The 4446-nt window shown below is 73.2% G+C and carries 2 protein-coding genes; one reads left to right on the plus strand and one right to left on the minus strand.

Annotated features, from left to right (window positions below):
* Positions 1-13: 13 nt before the first annotated feature.
* Positions 14-2572: a DUF6049 family protein gene (locus ACIQOV_RS29130; RefSeq protein WP_401053534.1), complete on the minus strand. Its 2559-nt coding sequence runs from the start codon at positions 2570-2572 to the stop codon at positions 14-16.
* 367 nt (positions 2573-2939) lie between these two features.
* Between ACIQOV_RS29130 and ACIQOV_RS29135 the strand changes: the two genes are divergently transcribed.
* The gene (locus ACIQOV_RS29135; RefSeq protein ID WP_401053536.1) at positions 2940-4364 is read left to right on the plus strand and encodes a CCA tRNA nucleotidyltransferase; all 1425 of its coding nucleotides are present in this window, start codon (positions 2940-2942) and stop codon (positions 4362-4364) included.
* Positions 4365-4446: the final 82 nt, after the last annotated feature.

Raw genomic sequence — 4446 nt, forward strand, 5'->3', positions numbered from 1 at the left:
GGGGTCGGCGGTATCAAGGACCAACCTTCTCATCACCGGCGGCCCGATCCCGGCCATCCGGGCTGCTGCCGCGCGGTGTCTGCGCGGGACCGTCACCTCGGGTGTCGTCCGTCCCGCCGGCCTGGTCCGGTTCCGCCGCCCCGGCGCGATCCGCGGTGGAGTCCTGCGCCGTGTCCTCCGAGGCGCCCTCCGCCGTGTCCTGCGCCGTGTCCTCGGCCGTGTCCCGCGCTCCGGTGCCGTCCGCCGCCGGGGCGTCCCCGACCGGCTGGTCGCCGTCCTCGTGCGGCTGCCCGCCGCGCCGCTTGCGCTGGCGCACGAAGCGCAGCGCGGCCAGCAGCAGCAGGACACCGGCGCCCGCGAAGATGTACAGCACCCCGTTGGTCACCGAGGTGACCTCGACCTTGAACTGCTGGGGGTCGCCGTACGGCCGGGAGTCGGGGCCGGTGGTCCACAGCTGGGCGGTCATCGCGACCGTCCCGTTGTTGTGCGCCTCGGCGTTGAAGCGCAGGGTCACGCTCTGCGAGGCCGGGAGGACCAGCTCCTCCTCCTTGCTCACCCGCAGCCTGTTCGGCTGGGCCGAGGTGAGCACCAGCTTCAGGTTGGTGACCGTCTGGGTCAGGTCGTTGCGGACGCTGACCTGGAGCAGACCGGTGTTGCCGGCCAGGGTGACGACGTTCTTCTTCGGCACCTGGACGGCGCTGGTCAGCTCCTTCAGGTACTTCGTGACGCCGGCGCGGTAGGTGCTCCCGGCCGGCGGCTGGCTGCGCCACTCGGTGGACAGCGAGCGGACCATCGCGGCGCTGAACGGGCCGCGCACCCGCTGCGGCAGGGTGAGCACCCGCATCAGGGTGTCCAGGTCGTGCTGGATGTCGTCGGTGCGGCTCAGGTCGGCCGCCGGCAGCTCCGAGGCGCGGGCCTGGGTCGGGTAGTCGGTGGGCGCCGGGACGGCGGTGTTCGCCTTCGGGTCGGCCGCGGACTGGGCCACCGCGTCCAGCTTGACCGAGGAGATCCACTTGCCGTCCGCCGTCTGCAGGGCGCTCGCCAGCGCCTTGGCGCCGGCGACGCTCAGCTCGCGCGGGGGCAGGACCAGCAGTCCGCGCTGGTTCTGCGGCTGCTCGTGGGTGATCGCGAAGGTCTCGGCGAGGAAGCGCTGGGTGGCGTCGGTCTGCGCCTGCGGGCTGCTCAGGTCCTTGTCGAAGAGCGAGGAGACGGTCTCGTCGGCCACCACGGCGCTCTGCCCGCCGCCGATCGGGCGGACGGCGGTCGGGGTGTAGTTGAGCGAGTCCGCCTCGGGCATGCTCGCGCCGTTGACCAGCACCAGCCCGCTGCCCGACTGCTGGGCGAGGGAGGCGATCTGCTGGTCGAGGTAGCCCTGGAACGGCCAGGCGACGTCCGACCGGGTGTCCACGGCGAGCCGGCCCTCGACGGTCAGCCGGCCGGCGGTGGCCGCCTTGCTCAGCGCGGTGGTCATCCCGGTCAGGTCGGAGCCGTTGTGGGCGATCGAGGCGAGGTCCGGGTCGGCGTACGGCAGCGAGACCACCTGGGTGCCCGGCTTGGCGACGGCGGCCCGCAGCTTGTCCAGCCAGGCGACGGCGGCGGCCGAGGGCTGCATCTGGACGGTGTTGTCGTCCTTGACGGACTTGCCCGACCCCTCGGTGCCCGGCTTCTGCACCCGGTAGGTCTTGGTCATCGCGAGCGCGGCGTCCAGCAGGTCCGGGTCGATCACCCAGGTCAGGCCGTTCAGCTTGGCGCCGGTGTCGACCAGTTCGTACAGCCGGCCGCCCGGGGCGAACTCGGTGGCCAGGCTGTCGTCGCGCAGCACCGAGACGGGCTGGTCGTTGCTGTCGGTGGTGGTCTGGGCGGCCACCACCGGCGCGTGCACCAGCGGCCAGACCGTGGCGACCTTCGTCGGCTGCGCCTCGGCGCCGCCCGGGTTGTACGGCAGGAAGGTCCGGGCGATGCCCAGGGGGCGGTCGCGCGGGTTGTCGGCGGTCCCGCCCCAGGCGTCCACCGCGAGCTCGTACGCGCCGCTCGCGGACAGTCCGAGGTCGCTCACCGCGACGCTCAGCGTGTACGGCTGGCTCTGCCCCGGGTTCAGCTCCGGCAGGGCGTACTGGGGGGTGTCCAGCTCGGTGCCGTCCTTGCCGTCCGGCGTGGAGCGGTCGGCCACGTTGGCCAGGTCGCTGCGCCGGTCCAGCGGCTTGTTGGAGTACGGCTTGCGGACGGCCGCGTGGGCGCCCTTGACCGCCGACTTGCCGGCGTTGGTGACGTGTCCGGTGATCGTCACGATGCCGTTCGGGGTGGCCACCTGCGGGCTGAGCGTGTCGATGGTCATCACCACCGGGTACTCGGCCGTGATGGTGGAGTCCGCGGCCGGCCGGACGTTGCCGCCGGCGGGCAGCGCGCCGGCCGGGGTGGCCGTGAAGAGGGTCAGGGCGGCCGCGCAGGCGGCGGCCAGGCGCGCGCCCGCCCGGCGCGTCCGGCGGGCCGGATGACGCCCCTCGGCGGGGCGCTCGGCCCCTCCAGGCTGTCGGTGCGTCCCCAGGCCCGAGTGCCGTGCCGGCTCACTCACTCGCTTCGCCCTCGCCGTTCTCGATCGTTCGCTGCTGATGCTGTCGTCCGGCGCGGTCCGCCCGACGGTCTTCGCTTGACTCTCTTGGATCGCTCCGCCCGACGCCGTCGCCGCACCGCTGCCGCGGGGGTTCCCGCGGACGGCGGCGGCGCGCGGCACCGCATCCCCCGTCCGGTGCCCGAGACTCGTCCACCGGCATGGTAACGATGCAGCCCGCGGCGCAGTGTTGCGGGCTGTGGGGTGAGACGCCCAGAACGCGCGGGCGGTTGACCTGTCGGGGCACGTACCCTTGTGAGCCGTGTCCACTGCCAATGAGCCCACCGCGCACACCGACCCCTCCAGCACCGCCGTCCAGGTCGTACCAGGCCTGAGCGAGGCCCAGGCCCTCGGCCTCCAAGAGCTGCTGCGGGTGTCGCCGGTCGCCGACGAGATCGCCCGCCGGTTCCAGGCGGCCGGTCACCGGCTGGCGCTGGTCGGCGGGTCCGTCCGGGACGCGCTGCTCGGCCGGCTCGGCAACGACCTGGACTTCACCACCGACGCCCGCCCGCAGCAGGTGCTCAAGCTGGTCAAGGGCTGGGCGGACGCGGTCTGGGACGTCGGCATCGCCTTCGGCACGGTCGGCGCCCGCAAGGACACCCCCGAGGGCTCCTTCCTGATCGAGATCACCACCTACCGCTCCGAGGCGTACGACCGCACCTCGCGCAAGCCCGAGGTCAGCTACGGCGACACCATCGGGGAGGACCTGGTCCGCCGGGACTTCACCGTCAACGCGATGGCCGTCGACCTGCCCGGCCGCGGCTTCGTCGACCCGCACCACGGTCTGGAGGACCTGGAGGCCCGGGTGCTGCGCACCCCCGCCACCCCCGAGGAGTCCTTCTCCGACGACCCGCTGCGGATGATGCGGGCCGCCCGCTTCGCCGCCCAGCTGGACTTCGACCCGGCGCCCGAGGTGGTCGCCGCGATGACCGCGATGGCCGAGCGGCTCACCATCGTCTCCGCCGAGCGGATCCAGGCCGAGCTGAACAAGCTGCTGCTGGCCAAGCACCCGGTGAAGGGCCTGCGGCTGCTGGTCGACACCGGCCTGGCCGGGTACGTGCTGCCCGAGCTCCCCGCGCTGCAGCTGGAGCGGGACGAGCACCACCGGCACAAGGACGTCTACGAGCACTCGCTGACCGTCCTGGAGCAGGCCGTCGACCTGGAGCAGGACGGCCCGGACCTCACCCTGCGGCTCGCCGCGCTGCTGCACGACATCGGCAAGCCGCGCACCCGCCGCTTCGAGTCGGACGGCCGCGTCTCCTTCCACCACCACGAGGTGGTCGGCGCCAAGATGACCCGCAAGCGGATGCGGGAGCTCAAGTACTCCAAGGAGCTCATCGAGGACGTCTCGCGCCTGGTCGAGCTGCACCTGCGCTTCCACGGCTACGGCGGCGGCGAGTGGACCGACTCGGCGGTGCGCCGCTACGTCACCGACGCCGGGCCGCTGCTGGAGCGCCTGCACAAGCTGACCCGCTCCGACTGCACCACCCGCAACAAGAAGAAGGCGGCCGCGCTCTCCCGCACCTACGACGGTCTGGAGACCCGGATCGACGAGCTGAAGGCGCGGGAGGAGCTGGACGCCGTCCGCCCGGCGCTGGACGGCAACCAGATCATGGAGCTGCTCGGCCTCAAGCCCGGCCCGCAGGTCGGCAAGGCGTACAAGCACATGCTCGAACTCCGGCTGGAGCACGGCCCGATGGAGCACGACGAGGCGGTCGGGGCACTGCGGGCCTGGTGGGCCGAGCAGCAGGGCTGAGTCCGGGGTCCGGATCTCCGGACGCGGCGCCGGACGCGGCGCCGGACACGACGGGAGGGGTGGCCCCGGCACTCGGCCGGGG

It is taken from the genome of Kitasatospora sp. NPDC091257 (genome assembly GCF_044757675.1).
GTDB lineage: Bacteria > Actinomycetota > Actinomycetes > Streptomycetales > Streptomycetaceae > Kitasatospora > Kitasatospora lactacystinica.